The following is a 15,831-nucleotide window of genomic DNA, read 5'->3' as shown; positions in this document are numbered from 1 at the left end:
CATCCTGGATGATTTTGGATTACAACCACTAGACAACACCGCCAGAATGATCTTATTGGAGATTATTGAAGACAGGCATGGCCGAAAGGCTACCATCATCAGTTCACAATTACCAGTAGCTAAATGGTATGAAGTAATAGGTGATAGCACCGTGGCTGACGCCATACTGGATAGAATGGTACATGCCGCCCATCGGTTAGAATTAAAAGGAGAATCCTTAAGAAAGAAATAGAATCCTATTTTTGTAAACCAGCTCTTTAAATTATTACAGAAACTGCCCCAATCGGCTTACTTCTAAGGGGTGGTCAGCATCACCGGATTGGTGGTCAACATCGCCGGATTTTACACTGCCGATCTAAAAAGAGTAATTACCATTATAGAACCCAAAGAAGATGTAAGCCATTGCCAGAAAGTAGGTGAAGAAATTATAGAAACCCTGGATTATCAGCCGGGAGAGTTGATTGTAAATCGTATTGTTATTCCTCAATATCGGTGTAGTGTAGAAAATAAATCAGGTGCTACGCGCCTGGTTCAGGCAGATCGTCCATCCCGGGCTATTCAAAGATCAATTGCCGACCCCGGACTGTTAGCGCTGATAATTATTGATAAGTTTATAGATGCCTTACCATTGAACCGCCAGTTGGAAAGGTTCAAGCGGCATGGCATACAAATACCATACAGCACAATAGCTGATTGGGTACGACTTGTGGCAGAAGCCATAGAACCGCTGGCAGAAGCGCTTTTACGAGAAATGTGGCGTTATAATTACTGGCATGCGGATGAAACCGGAATTGCAGTGCTGGACAATACAAAAAAGAAAGATACTCATCAAGGTTATTTTTGGACCTACAAAGCAGGAAATGCTCCATTGATCTATTATGACTATCAACCCGGCCGCGATAGTGAACGACCGCAGGAAATCCTGAGTCAGTTTAAAGGCCACCTTCAAACTGATGGATATAACGCGTACGCCAAATTGGAGAATAAAAGCATTATCGGCTTTTACTGTATGGCGCATGCGCGCCGAAAAATATTTGATGCTCTTACCAATGATAAAGCCAGGGCTGAATATGTACTCGCAGAAATGCACAAGCTATATGAAATAGAAGAGGTATGCAGGATCCAACAATTATCTATTGAGCAGATAAAAGAAAAGCGGAGCAAAGAAGCATTGCCAATACTGCAAGGCCTGGGAGAATGGATGAAAAAGGAATATGAGCAGCTTCGGCCCAAAACAGCCATTGCCCAGGCTTTTGCTTATAGTATTAAGCGATGGGAAGGCTTAAGCCTGTATGCAACAACTGGTAATCTGCATATTGATAATAATGCAATCGAGAGGTGCATGCGTACAGTAGCTATTGGAAGAAAAAATTATCTGTTCTGTGGTTCTCATGAAGCGGCAAAACGAGCTGGTCGTTTGTATTCCCTATTGGTTACCTGCAAGCTCAATGATGTAAATCCCTACGAGTGGCTCAAGGATGTGTTAAGCCAAAACATCCAGGAAATACCCATTAACAAAATCAAAGAGCTGCTGCCAAATAACTGGAAGAAGAACAGGCAGCAAACCGCAACAGATCAGACTATGGCCTAAGGCAAAATTATTAACTATTTTATTGCGCGTTGATTAACTTCCCGGAGAGATACTTTTTTAAGGACAAATCTCCAATAATAGATGACTTTTATAAAAGGGATAAGGAAATGCCTATTGAATTTGAACTAGAACTGGAAGTTGACGGCATTGATCTTACATACATACAAGAAAAAGCAGGCAAAAAAATAAACTCATTTAAAGAGTATCTAAGTGTTAAATCAACAATCAAAATTAGAAGAACCATTATTGGTATAGATAAATCTAAGGTCAAAATGGACCAAACATTGAATCCCATAAGTGGCAACTGGGATAACAACGCATTTGGCAGTATAGGTTTAATACAGGTTTTTCAGGCATTGATGCCAAGACCTATTCTTATTAGAGCGATGCCTACCGAAGAAGAGGTTGAGAACGTTGTCAATGAGATTTTAGCTAGTAAAGCAAAATCTAAATTAAGCGAAGGTGAACTATTAGAACTTCAAAAAGCTCAGGAGAAGGTTAAAGAATTACAGGAAAAAATGTATGACCCAACTTCCATTAACAATTATAAGGATGAGGTTAATAAGCATTTCCAAAAATTATTCCCTGACACTCTTATTGATATTTCGGATACAGATAAAGTGAAATGGACAGAAGACAAATTCGGAAAAAAATTTAATGTTGAATTTAAAAAGCAAAATGCAGACGGGTCGCATGATGAATCAACTCCAAGTTCATACAGTTCCATCGGCCATGGAGCAGTGCGTAGCGCCATCTTTTCGTTATTGCTAATGCGTGACATTATTGAAGAATTAGCAAGGAAGTCAGGCAGAAAAGAGTATTTAATATTATTTGAAGAACCTGAGCTTTTCCTTTATCCGAGAATATTAAAAAACTTGAGAGAGTTAATCTATGCAGTCAGTGACCAAGATTTTCCGTATCAGGTCCTTTGCGCATCGCATTCCCCTCAAATGATCGATCTATCTAAGCGTAACTCTACGCTCATAAGAATGATAAAAACCGATTCAGGCACAAAACTTTACCAAATTAGAGATGAAGATTTAAAAGAGGCGAAGGGAGCACAATCCGCGGAGGACTTGAAGCAAGCAATGTATGAAGTGCTCCGTTTTAATCCTCATATTTGTGAATCATTTTATGCAGACGAAGTGCTACTAGTTGAAGGCCCAACGGAAGAGATAGTAGTTAGAGGAATATTGCAAAAGCTAACCCCTTCCAAAGATTTATTTATTGTAAACTGTGGCACAGTAAACAATATTCCATTTTATCAAAAAGTATATAGAAAGTTTGCAATCAAGAGTCATGTAATATGCGATACTGATAGCCATATGGCTGAAGCTATAGATGATTTTTCAAATCCTATTTTCATTAATGGAATACAACAAACCATTTACGAAGAACATTTAATGAACTGTAAGAACGACCCCAAAATTGGAGGTATATTAAGAGTTCATGATACAACTTTTGAAGTAGCACATGCACATGAGGGCGTGAATACAACAGTTCGATATCCTGATAACTTTGTTCCAAGTCATGGTAAACCATTTAATGCAAATAGATACTGGAGAGAAGTGCTTGAGCCTAATTTTGCCAACAAAGAAATTGATACAGCACCAATTGTATCCTTTATTAAGGAAATAATTAGCTTTTCTTGGAGTTGAATTAATTCTTTAGAAATAGTGTCCTTTTTAGATTTTTAGACGTTAATCTGTATGGGTAGGAAATTCGTATTCGGCTTTCCTACCCCGTAATTTTTTTTAAAAACCCCTTAATAGGTAGATATTGACTTTTGTTTCCGCTACGTCGTTCTTCAAAAACGCCTTCGTTAACCAGGCCATTTAAATCATTTCGAGCTGTCTGATTGCTAATTCCAAAGCGATTTTGGACTTGCCGCACATTAAAATAAATGGTTGAATCCTGTATTACCTCTTGTAACAAAATTATTTGCCGATCATTAAACCTGGTATTTCGAAGCATGGTCATCGCATTTTGCTTTTCGGCAGATTTACGGCGTATATAGCGCTTTAAATCTTCGAGCGCCAAATAAGTACACCGCAAATTATAATTTACAAAATATGTTAGATCGTTATCATCCTGTTCCGTATATAGATATGCTCGGGAATATTGCGCTTTTGAGTTTAGAATTATTCTTGAAACTGACATAAATTCTATTAGCCAATATCCATGCTTTAGCAAATACCAATAAAAAATCGTTCTGGCAGTTCTACCATTTCCATCAACAAAAGGGTGAATATATCCGATTAAAAAATGCAATATTATCCCTTTGGTAATCGGATGCAGGAAGAAACGGAGCTTCATATGATCATTTGTAAAATCACAAAACTCTTTCATCAACTGATCTAAATCACTTGCTTTGGGAGGAGTATAAACAGGCCTTCCTGTTTGAACATCTACAACTTTTACATCATCATCCTTTCTAAAAGTACCTTCTTCTTCTGCTTCAGAAAGTGTTGATTTCGTCAATATTGAATGAAGCTGTTTGATTGTCTCTATTGTAATAGGAGTATCTTTATTTGAAACAATCCATTTCATTGCTTCGTAGTTGTTCAGAATCATCTGCTCAGATGCATTTTTGGGACGTCGATTATTTTCCAACATTTCCTTTGCAACTCTTCTTGTTGTTGCAGCCCCCTCTAATTGGCTGGAAGCAATAGCTTCTTCCATTAGTGAGCTGATTAAATAACGATCCCGATCCTCTGAAGGAATAATTGCATCTCCCTGCAAGGAACCACCTAAATTAAGATCAAATTCATGTAAATATTTTTGAACAAAAGAAGGAGATCCAACTGAGAATGTGAACCCAGTAACTGACGATATTGTCAATGTATTGTTGGAAATCTTACGATTTACCTTTACAGCCCCCCATAATTTATGAGGATCAATGCCCCATTCTTGAGCTCTATATTTCCATTTATCGTAGTAATAATATTTTTGATCCCCTATTTCCATAAATTCCATAAACCTTCCAAGAACTATTAATTCTTCTAACACTTTTCCATATTCAAAACCATTGGGAATCAATGGGGTTCTTTCCGGTATTCTCATAAAATCTCCTAATTTTTACGAAATTAGGAGATTTTATGAGTTATTCAACGGAACTAGAACATCAATATGGTTAAAACCTCCTAAATTTTAAAAACTTAGGAGATTTTAGGAATCTAGTTTGCCTTAAATAACTAGTTTTCAATTAAGTATAATTTTTAAGATAGTTACTTTTTATAAACCTAGTTTTCTTTACTAGTTCGGCATTTTCAGATTTTTGTACTTTAGGTACCCATCTCTATCAATATAGAGACTGATGTGCAAACAATGTTTATATTTTAACCACTACTTTCTAATCATAAAGAAAAATTTTCCAGTAACTTACGCGAGTGCCAACTGCACTGCAGTGCAGTTGGCACTCGCGTAAAGACCTCTTTTACAGCTGTTTATCCAAATAATTTACCGAAATAACCAATAAAATTCGTATCTTACCTCCGCAAGATGTGCGGAGGTGGTCAGAAAGATCAACTTAAAGATTCTAAGACCTTAATCGAGTTCGCTTCATCCTTTCTAATTTTTCAGAACCCTTATAAACAAGAGATCTATAAAATAAAGACCTCCATCTTTTTTAAAAGCTGTCGAAGCTGACTAGCATCATCACACTGTTCAATACTTCCTTTTTCAAGCAAAATAAGTTGCTGCATATCTAATTTAATCGCAGGATATTGCCCCCAAAATGAAGGGTCTACACTTAAAATCGATGCTAACAAATCTCCTTCATACAGATCGGCCTCTGTCAGTATATTTTGTTTTAAAATATCTAGCGATAACGGGATCAAATATTTTAACCCGATTTGTTGACTAATTAATGTCCTTAGCTGCTCTGGCGTTAAATTTCCTATTGGTATTTTCCTATAACGAAAGCATCGTTCGACAAGACCTGTCGGAAAATCAAACTCCTTCCAATAATCATTTTCCAATTGTTCTATTGACTTTGTTATTGACATAGCAGTTTATTTAATTTTCGCCATTATTTATAAATTTCTCTCCAGCAGATGCAAATCGGCATCGTGAAGCCTTCATGTTTACTCAGTGACCGATATTTCAATCAAAATCGCATAAAATGACCGAAATATCGGTCATTTACAAAATTCCGGTATAAACGCCACCTATATGCAATTACATATAATTTTCATAGAAATCAGCTGAATTATATGGATTTACATATAATCTAGGTTCCAAAAAATCGGTTCACTATTGCTCATGAGATTGGACACTTTCTGCTGCACCCTTCTTAAATGCCACCAACTTCTGTGAATACTCCTTCTTCACCGTCTTCTCAAAACTGTTCAGGTAGTTTTCAGTCGTTTTAATGCTGGTATGCCCTAAAGACTCCTGAATAAACTCAGTACTTACGCCTGACCTTTTCATTATGGTCGAGAATGTATGCCGCGCAACGTATGTGGTTACTGCCTTTTCAATACCCAACTTCTTTCTGATCTTACGCATCCAGTCATTAAGAGCCTGGACAAACAGCTCTATTAATTCAACCTGGCGCAGTGGCGTTATGTCGTGTTGCAGGACAGGGAATATGTAGTTGCCTGGACGTTTGTCCTTGGTGCTCCAAAAGTCAATGATCTGCTGCATATCCTCTGATATGAAAACCGTAATAGGCTTGGGAGCAGAACGGGTGGAGTTCTCCGTTTTAGCTCTTTCAAAGGTGATATACTCGCCATCTATGTTTTTGTACTTCAAGTGGGCAATGTCGGTGGGATTGATACCATTGGCGAAGTAGGAGAAGAGCCAAAAATCTTTGGCTTTGCGTTCTTCCAGGCAAACCGGTTCGTAATAATAGATCTTGCCTACATCTTCCAGGGTTAACGCCTTTTTTATGTTCCGGGATGTGGGTGGTTGATACTTGCGCCTACCGAAAGGGTAGCATTTGTCTCTATTAATAATACCCTGGAATATGGCCTCATTAAACATAGTACGCAAACAACGGGTATAAATACCGACTGTCGTTTTGGAATATTCCTGATCCATCATCCAGGCTTCCAACTGCTTTAAGAACGCCACATCAATTTCAGTAAACCGGACATTCCCCCGAAAACGAGAAATAGTGGTATACGTCGTCTGATAATTGGCTGCGGTTCGGATACGGTGTTCAGAAAGGAGCTTTTTAATATAATATAGAAAGGTGGCCAGTATTGTTCCATATTCCGGCGGTGGGAGCTTGAAAATGGGGAACCGGTTTTCATACTCAGCTATATTAAATTCGTAGGTAACCGGTACCAGATTCGCCTTAATAGACTTCCGCTGGTGAAAAAAAGGATTATTTAGTATAAAGTCCTTTTCAAACTCCTCATAGGTGAACGGTTGTAATAATCGGGCTTTATCCTCTGCATTCCGCTCGATCAGCTTGAGGTTGGTACGTATCTCTTTTAGCTTTTCTGAGATATTTCGTGCCTTCCGGTCCGTTACCATGCTGAATTCTTCCTGGGAAAGGTCATAAACCGTCTGATAACGCTTCGGCTCGCTATTTAAGGTTACCAATAGCTTAACAGGATAAGTTCCTTTCTTCTTTTTCAGTCTCCGTGTGTCCAAAATGATTTTTAATGATGCTGACATACCTATTAATTTTTCGAATTCACAAAATCCTTCGCCCAAAATTTGCCAGTAATTTGCCAGTAAAACAGGGTTAAACCCCATTTTGAAAGGCACACTTCAAATTTCTAACAAAGAATTAAGTGATTGAAAAATAAACAGTTAAGCAAGATTCAGTCAACCCCGATTAAGCCAGATTAGCGGCTGATCGCCGCTGTTAATCAGAGGGTCTCAGGTTCAAGTCCTGAAGGGGGAGCAAGAGAATCAAGCAGTTATAACGATAAGTTGTAGCTGCTTTTTTTATTTGCACCATAAGCAACATCAGGTGGAAAAATTTTCTTTTTACCATTTCTTGATAAATTAAACATCGGCCTGTAAGTATTACCACCTTTAATTTATTAATAAATATAAAGAGGATCTGAAGAATTATTCGAGGGCGGGTGGATCGAGTTTATGGGTCGACAGGTTTGGATAAGATAGGGTGTTTTCAATTATTGTATTGATATAATGTTCTATTTTGTCCAAGTGATCGGTTAGGTTTAGACTGAAGTCCTTGACAATGTTTGTGTCAGGTTCTTTCATTAGGTGTTCGCTGATTCTGATTGCATGGTTTAGCATTTCTTGCTGCTGAATTTCGTCCCCGGTAATATTGCCTTGGATATTCCCAAGAAGAAAATTTACACAATATGCAATGCGAACCATTGGATGCGGATGACAATGTTTGTCGTAGTATAATTCTGAGTGGTTCTGTGCTCGGTCGATAAAATAGATGTAAAGTGCGGCTAGTGTCAATGCGGCTCCGGCGTAGAGGGCTTCAGGGACTATTGGACCATCCTCTGGGCCGCCTTGCTGTGAGAAACGCTTGACATGGTAAGCCAGTTGAGCACATGCGAACCAATCGGCGTCCAGTTCTTTCATGTGTTGAACATGGATTTCATCGCCTGTACATTCGTATTCCATGAATTCTAGATTTGCACTTCCACCACCCTCACCTATTTTTTGAATAAGATGCCCTGTTTCATGGTAGAGGAAGAAATGGGTTGTCATTTGATAGAGGAAATGGGATGGCGTGATTCCCGCTTGACGAGTGAAGGTTCCATAAAATTGAAAGGCGGGATCGTCAAACCTAGGTTCTTTAGATGTGTACATGTCATAAATATGAATGATTGAGCCCATCCATATTTCGATCAGGTTGTACCCGTTTTCAGTATAAGCACAAGCATTAATGTCCCGAATATTTGTATAATAGACTCTTGCAGGAGAAATATCGAAATCGAGGTCATCTCTGCTCAGAAATTCCTGAGCAGAGTCTATAAATTGAGCAAATTCATCCTCTAATCTAAGTCCCTCAAATTCGTGAAAGTCGCCTTTTCGAGGTGTAATGTTACTTTTTTGGAGTTCTTCGATCACTTGAAAATAAGTTTTCATGCGTCTTGATAATTAACTTTATTACTGCTAAATTTTTTCTTCTTGACTCGTTGTATATTTCTCCAAATGGAGATTTAAAGCACATACTTCCAATTGGCTTTAAACATACTAAAAAATACTATTTTTAAGGATAGACGTGAGGACATGGGGTGTTTTAGCAATAAACTGCAAGCAATACGTTTTGGCCAACTAAAATACAATTTTTTAATTACGATTCCATAGCTAATAACCAACTCGGTTAACCAGTGGCGTTTTTAGGTTAGCTTTGATATTATCGCCTAATTCATTTTAATATTATTAGGTAGAGGGCAATAAAATGGTTTCTTCCTTAAGTTATCGGACCGATATTTCAGTCAAAAACGCTCATAATAACCGAAATATCAGCCATTCAAGTCTCAATCACTTATGCGACCATATCGCTCATTAAGCACCATAATATATTTTTTCTTGTATTTCTCGGATAGGAAAGAATTGCCTATAAGCCCTACGACCTTGTCTTTATTTCTTTCTAACCGTTTAAATACGCCATCTATTTGACGGGCGGCAAGCCCTAAAACTTGACCAAACTCAATAAATCGGGCACGATTAAATTTACTTTTCCGGGCATTCAGAGTTAGAGCTAATTCTTCTTTATCACCTGGATTGACAATAGCAACGTTCAATAAGTCATAAGCTGGTGCCAAATTCCAGGTACCGTTTCGGGTTATCATTGAAAAATTCTTCAGGTGCATGTCATTATTCCCCGTTAGAAAACAGAAGATTGATAACTCATAAAAATTCAGCAAATCCAGCATGGTATTTTCTGCATACATGGAAATCGCTTTACCAACTTTTTCCATTGAACCCTTATATTTATCAAACGCTTCGAGTACCTGGAACATATCCAGCATGTGAATTTTCTCACCCTCGGCTGTTCGGTCAATGCGTTTAGTAATATATGCAAGTTCACCAGACGATAACCGGATCAAACTAGACTGTACCACCGGAAGTCCAAATGACTCCGCCATTCGCATGGTAAGGTGTTCGTTTTGTGGCATCTCCGGATAATCCTCATGAGGTGGTTTAAGAATGTAATTTCCACCAAGGGTTCCCACTATAGTTAGGCGCCCATTGGAACCATCTGCCAGGGCATCCTTAACCAATGTCAGGGAAAGTTTAGGTTGTACGCCTGGTACTGTCACATGGCGTTGCACGACCGCGGCAGCCAGCTCAGCCATTTGCGCCAGGTTATATCCAAGTTCAGGAGGTTCATCTGTGCCAAAAAATTCCCTACTGCAATGGGGATGAAAATCATTTAGCCTTGAATCCAGTTGCTTGCAACAGTATAAACAATGCTTACTCATGTTCCTGATTAATTGGTTTTACACTCACTGCTCCAATACAATTCTCGCAGCAAGCTAACAGTAGCCCCATTCTATCATTAGGGTTCAATTTCCAGTTCTTTGATGCAATTTCTAATAGCCATCCTTCCGGTATAAGCCCTTCAAAAAAGGGAAACAACCTTTTGTCTTTATATGGTTGTTCTCTTACCGGCATTGAAAACGTCAGGAATTGGCCTGGATAACTTTTCACATAATCCGGGTAATATTGAAACAAGTATTCCCCATCGTCCGTTTCAGTAAGATGACCGGCAAGATCATCCTTATAATATATCTCCGCTTTTCTCATTGTTTGTAGTTGAAAGTAATTTTAAACTAACAGGGGCCAGTACATGCCCAAACATTTTTAATACCTGGTTCACCTTTTCTAATTGAAGATCACTTTTGCCCTGTTCTATCTTTCGTATAACTGTCAGGGCCACGCCTGCCTTTTCAGCAAATTCTTCCTGAGTAAGCCCGGCTTCTTTTCTTTTGTCTTTTACAAAGGCATCCAGCGATTTCATAACTATATGCTTTTAAATATAATTTCTATTCAACTTTGCAAATTATATGCTTTTACATATAATTTACGTCTTTTTTCGCTAACTATATCTATTTACATATAATTTCTGTTAGAAATAACAATTTATATGCATTTACATATAATAATCCTGAAAAAGTGATTCTTTATTACCCATGAACTTGATCATTTCCTATAATTGTCTGAAATATAAATAGTTAAGCGGAAATCGATTAACCCTGATTAAGCTAAAAAAGGCGAGTGGCCGCCGCTGTTAATCAGAGAGTCTTAGGTTCAAGTCCTGAAGGGGGAGCAACTTTAAAAGCCGGTCGTAAGACTGGCTTTTTTATTTACTGGTTTCGTGCCTCCACTATTTCTTATACACTCTGATTGTGCGCTGGCTTTTGTTATTTTGGTAAAATCAAGTTTTTCAAATTAATACTTCCACAATGAATTTCTTTTTCGCTTATTAATGAGAGCGGTGACGGGCCTTTGACAAGTGAAACTCTATAAAAAAGATCTTGCCCTTTCAGGCTAAGCCCTGTTCGCAAGGCCCCCGGTGCTCCTTCAGTGATCCGGCTAAGTATTACAACATAAAAACCATTCGATTCTTTGGGGTTAATAGTTCTTTGTAAAGATGACGGCTTGTGAATACCAGCATCTAAAAAAGATTTTAATCCTGTCAGACCATAGTCATACAATGGTTCTTTATCAATTGTCATTGTATCGGGTGGAAGTAGAATTTTATAGTATTTACCGGGTAACCACGGAACCTCAAATGAATCTGCAGGAAAGTCAATCTTTAATTCGAGGGGATTATCTGTTTCGTTGATTAATCGAGTCCAAAAGATAACTTTAAGATACTCCTTCCCATTAGGGTCTGTGTATCGTTCTCCTCTTGGGAAGCCGTTTTGTATGATCAGGCGCTTACCGACAGAATCAGTATACTCATATTTGGTGTCACTCCATCTGGAAGTGGATACTTCTTTGGTTTCTGATTTGATTTTTTCTTTTGAGAGGTTGGGTTTGTTTTGTCCTCTACAGGATGTGCAAAAAACAAACATGAAGAGCAAAGTATACACGTGAATATGTTTCATAATTATGTTTTTAATTAATCCTATAGTGAAAGTATCCCGCTTGCTTTTTTTATCACTGAATGATCAAATCCTGCTTTTCGGAAATATTCAAAATCATTTTTCAAACTTTCGCTTAATTCGTTCCCCGTGTGTCCCCGCTTTAAATATTGTTGATATAACTCAATTGCTTTGGCGAAATCACCCTTAAAGAGATACGAGTGAGCCAGGTCTCTTATCAGCAACGAATCAGAAGGTTGACTCTCTATACCTTGTGATAAAAAGTCAATCGCTTTGTCGTAATTTTTTGTTTCCAACAAATGACGACCAAGGACACCCGATTGCCCGGGTCTCGGTTTCAGTGTATCTAAATTGGTTATCTTTTGTCCAGTTGCACGCAGCCGGCTATTAATCGTATTCGAATAACCGGTTACTTTCCCGGCGTTATCGAAAGTAAAAGTCTTTGTGCCCCCCAATTCGATGTTGCGAAAATCGGTTGTCGACGTAAAATACATTTTGCTGGTGATGCCATCGGTCCATAAGTAAAGCCCATCTTTTCCTTTTTCTATCTCTGACAACCATCCGTCTAGTATATATTCGCCGATGTATTTCGAGCAGAGCGTTTCGTTTACTGGTACCGTGGTTATTTGCTCAGGCTTGCGAAACCCTTTCCAGTCGTATACCAGTGCTACGCTGTTGATTAACTCGAGTAAAACATGACCGTCATCGGAATTCACAAACAACGCCACTCCTTTTCCATTGGTGAGCCCGGCAAGGAAATAACCCGTGAATCCCTCGTTACCCGCCGCATGAACAAAGTATTTTTCGCCATTCCTGTTTTGCAGGAAGGTGCCCATGGCCGCATCATTTTTGTAGGGCGTTGTATGCAGTTTCACCATATCCTGGTTCAACACCTCCGTTGATAACCGGGAAAACCATGAACCGTAAGGCCTGCGGTGTGGCTGAGCAACTGGGCAGTTGTAATTTTTTTGCCATGAGACACGGTATCATAAGGGAATTTCCAATTGACCAGGTACTGGTTGATGTCCTGATGGAGGTTCAGTTTTCCCTGCTGCGCCAATTGCAGGATACCTACCGCGTTTAGTGATTTACTGATCGATCCGGGTTCAAATAGGGTGTTTACAGTTACTTTCCGGCCTTCTTTTTTGTCGGCATAACCATACCCCTTGGCCCACACAATCTGGTAATTATCGATAACAGCGACACTTAATCCCTGCACGTTGTAATACTTCATTCTTTCGGTAAGGCTGTATAGTTTACCGTCGATAATCAGGCCGCCCGACAAGTTGGCTTCTACCCGGGCGATCTGTTCTTTTACGGCTTTTGAATACTGCTGTTGTGCGGTGACCACTGTAAGCCAATAGCATAAAAGGACTGCTAAACTGATTTTTTTCATAGCTGACAAACCTACCCGTTATTCCGCCGGTGCAACCCGAAAAGGTGTAAAAAGGTTGTAAAACAATGTAAATGCTGTTTAAATTCGATTTACATTAGGGATCAAAGTCCACCTTTATCAATATGAGACAATATTCCTTACTCGCCGTCCTTTCAGTATCCATGGTAGTAATTGCTACGGCCTTTGTAAAAAAGGAAACCGAGCATCCTGATAAGCACCTGGAGATTGTGCTTCGTAATATTGGGCACCTGGTGTTGCCTCAGGAACTCATAGAGGAAAAGGTTGGCGAATCTTTATCAAATGAAACCGAACCCGTTCCAGGTATTATAAGATGATTGCGTAGGTCAATGGCCCTTAGCACTCTTACAGAAGCCGCTTATTCCCGAACTTATAACATAAACCCATGTCTGCTCATATTGAACGTCTAATCCGTATTTACAACCGCCTTCGCAGAGGCCCCGTCACTATTGAAATTATTTCCCAATGGGCGAAAACCGCCGGTATCAAGGTCAGTGACCGGCAGTTATACCGTGACCTCAATCAATTAAAGTCTTTGCAGATTGCTGAAGGCGAAAATGTGATCGAATACATTAATGAAAAGAACCATAAAACATGGAAGCTGGAATATGATGAGGCTTCGGAAAAAATTTCACAATATGACATCAATTCATTTTTCCTGCTGAAAAATTTTGCTCCCCACTCCATTATTGAACAGCGCAAATCATCCATTGAAAACCTGGAACGCATTGTTTACAAAAATGCCTCCAAAAGCCAATATCAAAAATTCATCCAGACTCATGAACTGTATATGCGCCGTACCAATTATTTTGAAAGCATGTACAGCGAAATAGAACATACGCTTATCGAAGAACTAATCTGGGCATTGCACAACCAACGCATCATTGTGATTGAACAGGACATTTTGAATGCGGCCAACAATCATTTGCCTGAGAATCCGTTTCCGCTCTCCATGTATCCGATGGAACTGGTCTTTCACAGGGGAACAGTACGCATTGCCGGACTAGAGACAAAGAATCACCAGTTATTGCTGTTTAACATCGACAAAACGCTTCGTGTCAGATTCACGAATGAATCGTTCAGCCGGAAACAATACATTCCTGATTATAAGCAGAAATTTGACTCCATTTTTGGCATTTCAGCTCCAATCAATAATAGAACCTATCACATAAAAATTGAATTTACTAAAGGTTATGGTGAGATGTGGAAGACGCTTTACTGGCATCACAGTCAGGATTGGAAACTTTTAAAAAACGGCAACTATATGTTACACTTGCATTGCAGTATCGGCCGCGAACTGGTTGGCTTTTTGGTCTACGGTTTGGACAAGGTAAAAGTGCATCAACCAAAAGTTCTTCAAAACCTCATTGTTACAAAATTAGAAAGAGCTGCTGCAGTACAAAAAATGAACCTGTTTATAAATGAAGAAGAGGCCAATAAAGATTACTGACAAAAACAATATCGCTGGCATGCAGCTCTTTACTGGTCTTAATTTTTTGAAAGCTTCCCTAATAGGCACAAGAGGAAAATACCTCCCACAATAAGCCATTTACCTCTTTTTGATACCAACTCAGTTTGGTAAAGCCCATATAAAAAAAGGGGCCATAGCAGCAGAGACAAAGCCAACTTTGTTTTATTATTGAACCAAGGTACGTTTTGCTGCTCCTGGTGGGTAAGCAACACTTGTTCAAACTGATACCTCGCCTCCAGGAAAGTTCTTTCTCCATCTTCTACCTGTGCGTTTCGGATAGTAATAAAGGATTTTAAAGAGGCATATAACTCGTTGGCGGAATCTAACAGAAATTGATTTAATTGCCTGATATCTTGCTTTTGATTCAACGTATTATTAAAGCTGTACACCCCTGCTCCTGACACACCGACTCCCATCAGCTGCCCTACTATGGACTTTTGACCACCTGCCGCCACACCGCCAATGATAGCGGTTCCGATACCAATTGCCAAATCGACATTTAGCGACTTTAGCTTCCCAAGGTTTTGTTGAAAGGCAGCATAATAAGCCCTTATCAAATCAAAGACAGACTTTGCATACAACAGTTCGATTTCCTCTGTTCTTTCAGGGTTGTAAGATTTGGCTTTAAGAAAACAGTATTCAATCTCGGCGACGGTACTATTGTTTGCTAACAATAACCCCATCTTCGATAGACCCATCCCGCACCATGCGGAATAATCATTGGTGTTCCTGGTAAGCTGTTCAAATTTAGATTCGGCAATCTCATAACGATTAGCTTTCAAATCCAAAAAAGCAAAATCAAACGCCTGTTGCTGGGGAGTATTTTTTGTTTCCATAAGTTTCAAGGCTGCAAATAAATCAACACCCTTTGACATCATATGTCAAGCACGTATAGTTTCCCCAGGAATACATAAAATAACCTCTGGCGTGAACCATGTGTCGACCATGTGTCAACCATGTGTCAAACATGTTCCCTCTCCAATGAAACACACATGCTTCACACATGGTTGACACATGGATGAAGCAAGATTGACACTCTAAACAATTATCCCTCAATCAGTTATAGCTGTTTAAGGAAAATATAGTGTTATAACTTATTAATATACAATAAATAATACATATTTATAATGATTATTTCTAGCCGATCTGGCTAACCATTTAAAAGCCCGCCGGAACCAAACAGGATTCCTGCCGTTAAATGCATTTCAGGAAAGGATGAATTTCTCTATATCAAAGTAACCGTTCACGACTCCGCACAGTTACTTTTCTGCATAAGTGTTTTAAAAACGATTATTTTCTGGGATAGTATGTCTTTTTTTTAGATATTTATCGCTTCGTAATTCGACCCTTA

The 15,831-nt window shown here is 39.0% G+C and carries 15 protein-coding genes and 1 pseudogene; 5 read left to right on the top strand and 11 right to left on the bottom strand.

The annotated features are described in order from the left end of the window. The 3 genes from BMX95_RS04640 to BMX95_RS04630 all read left to right on the top strand — a co-directional run. A partial coding sequence (locus BMX95_RS04640; protein ID WP_177193673.1) for an ATP-binding protein occupies positions 1–232 on the top strand: 232 nt, incomplete at its 5' end. A 69-nt stretch (positions 233–301) separates the two neighbouring features. Further along, a complete protein-coding gene (gene tnpC / locus BMX95_RS04635) occupies positions 302–1,591 on the top strand; it encodes an IS66 family transposase (RefSeq protein WP_090519282.1) in 1,290 nt (429 codons plus the stop codon). Positions 1,592–1,698: 107 nt separating this feature from the next. Beyond that, positions 1,699–3,249 (top strand): ATP-dependent nuclease, encoded by a 1,551-nt coding sequence (locus tag BMX95_RS04630; protein WP_133053813.1) that lies wholly within the window; start codon positions 1,699–1,701, stop codon positions 3,247–3,249. Positions 3,250–3,328: 79 nt separating this feature from the next. Here the strand turns inward: BMX95_RS04630 and BMX95_RS04625 are convergent, their stop codons facing one another. From BMX95_RS04625 to BMX95_RS04580, 10 genes and pseudogenes are all read right to left on the bottom strand, one after another. Further along, entirely contained in the window at positions 3,329–4,654 is a 1,326-nt protein-coding gene (locus tag BMX95_RS04625) for a Fic family protein (RefSeq protein WP_081197004.1), read from the bottom strand. 539 nt (positions 4,655–5,193) lie between these two features. Then, positions 5,194–5,598: a contact-dependent growth inhibition system immunity protein gene (locus tag BMX95_RS04620; protein ID WP_081198601.1), complete on the bottom strand. Its 405-nt coding sequence runs from the start codon at positions 5,596–5,598 to the stop codon at positions 5,194–5,196. A gap of 343 nt (positions 5,599–5,941) precedes the next feature. Next, positions 5,942–7,075: pseudogene (locus BMX95_RS04615) on the bottom strand (tyrosine-type recombinase/integrase); the annotation flags it as partial. 546 nt (positions 7,076–7,621) lie between these two features. Beyond that, the gene (locus tag BMX95_RS04610; protein ID WP_081198603.1) at positions 7,622–8,623 is read right to left on the bottom strand and encodes a hypothetical protein; all 1,002 of its coding nucleotides are present in this window, start codon (positions 8,621–8,623) and stop codon (positions 7,622–7,624) included. 395 nt (positions 8,624–9,018) lie between these two features. Beyond that, positions 9,019–9,966, bottom strand: a complete 948-nt coding sequence (locus BMX95_RS04605) for a HipA domain-containing protein (RefSeq protein ID WP_081198604.1) — start codon at positions 9,964–9,966, stop codon at positions 9,019–9,021. Further along, complete coding sequence (locus BMX95_RS04600; RefSeq protein WP_081198605.1) at positions 9,959–10,291, bottom strand: HipA N-terminal domain-containing protein; 333 nt, start codon at positions 10,289–10,291, stop codon at positions 9,959–9,961. The genes BMX95_RS04605 and BMX95_RS04600 overlap by 8 nt, the downstream gene beginning before the upstream one ends. After that, entirely contained in the window at positions 10,266–10,505 is a 240-nt protein-coding gene (locus tag BMX95_RS04595) for a type II toxin-antitoxin system Y4mF family antitoxin (RefSeq protein WP_081198606.1), read from the bottom strand. The genes BMX95_RS04600 and BMX95_RS04595 overlap by 26 nt, the downstream gene beginning before the upstream one ends. Positions 10,506–10,908: 403 nt before the next feature. Beyond that, positions 10,909–11,598 (bottom strand): hypothetical protein, encoded by a 690-nt coding sequence (locus BMX95_RS04590; protein WP_081198607.1) that lies wholly within the window; start codon positions 11,596–11,598, stop codon positions 10,909–10,911. A 20-nt stretch (positions 11,599–11,618) separates the two neighbouring features. Beyond that, positions 11,619–12,473 carry a tetratricopeptide repeat protein gene (locus BMX95_RS04585; RefSeq protein ID WP_081198608.1) on the bottom strand — a complete coding sequence of 285 codons (855 nt, stop codon included), beginning with the start codon at positions 12,471–12,473 and terminating at the stop codon, positions 11,619–11,621. A gap of 8 nt (positions 12,474–12,481) precedes the next feature. Then, positions 12,482–12,991, bottom strand: a complete 510-nt coding sequence (locus tag BMX95_RS04580; RefSeq protein ID WP_081198609.1) for a serine hydrolase domain-containing protein — start codon at positions 12,989–12,991, stop codon at positions 12,482–12,484. A 122-nt stretch (positions 12,992–13,113) separates the two neighbouring features. On the opposite strand from BMX95_RS04580, the gene BMX95_RS34405 reads away from it, so the two are divergent. Further along, positions 13,114–13,326, top strand: a complete 213-nt coding sequence (locus tag BMX95_RS34405) for a hypothetical protein (RefSeq protein WP_081198610.1) — start codon at positions 13,114–13,116, stop codon at positions 13,324–13,326. Between the two features lie 68 nt (positions 13,327–13,394). Further along, positions 13,395–14,459 carry a helix-turn-helix transcriptional regulator gene (locus tag BMX95_RS04575; RefSeq protein WP_081198611.1) on the top strand — a complete coding sequence of 355 codons (1,065 nt, stop codon included), beginning with the start codon at positions 13,395–13,397 and terminating at the stop codon, positions 14,457–14,459. Positions 14,460–14,497: 38 nt separating this feature from the next. Here the strand turns inward: BMX95_RS04575 and BMX95_RS04570 are convergent, their stop codons facing one another. Then, entirely contained in the window at positions 14,498–15,358 is an 861-nt protein-coding gene (locus BMX95_RS04570) for a hypothetical protein (protein ID WP_081198612.1), read from the bottom strand. Between the last annotated feature and the right edge of the window lie 473 nt (positions 15,359–15,831).

This window comes from Niastella yeongjuensis (genome assembly GCF_900110245.1).
GTDB classification, from domain to species: domain Bacteria; phylum Bacteroidota; class Bacteroidia; order Chitinophagales; family Chitinophagaceae; genus Niastella; species Niastella yeongjuensis.
This window is presented reverse-complemented; position numbering and strand designations above follow the sequence as displayed.